1 protein-coding gene is annotated in these 330 nt (G+C 67.6%); it reads right to left on the reverse strand.

Annotated elements, in window-relative coordinates; all coding sequences use genetic code 11:
- On the reverse strand, window positions 1–261 hold a 261-nt coding region (locus tag MKK52_RS20560), incomplete at its 3' end, for a porin (protein WP_243957083.1).
- Window positions 262–330: the final 69 nt, after the last annotated feature.

Below are 330 nucleotides of genomic sequence, written 5' to 3' on the forward strand. Positions count from 1 at the left end.
GCCGCGATAGCCGCTGTAATCGCCGTTGCCCTGGTTCCGGCCGAGGGGGGCCTGGAAGCCGTACTCGAAGCGGGCGCGGCCCGAGAGGCGCAGGCAGGTGTCGCTGCCGGGAATGTAGAAGAATCCGGCGCCGTAGGCGGAGCAGACTCGCACGAACTCGCCCGGCGTCGCCTTCTTCACCGCCAGGCCGGCGCCCTGTGCGGCGCCCACCCAGGCACAGGCTTGCTCCCCGCCGCGCAGACCAGTCTTCCGACGACCCATCACTTTCCCCCATCCTTTGGCCGCTTAAATCTTCCAATTCCGCTGTTGGTCCCGGAATGCGAAGAACCC

Origin of the sequence: Methylobacterium sp. J-067, from assembly GCF_022829465.1 — a bacterium.
GTDB lineage: Bacteria > Pseudomonadota > Alphaproteobacteria > Rhizobiales > Beijerinckiaceae > Methylobacterium > Methylobacterium litchii.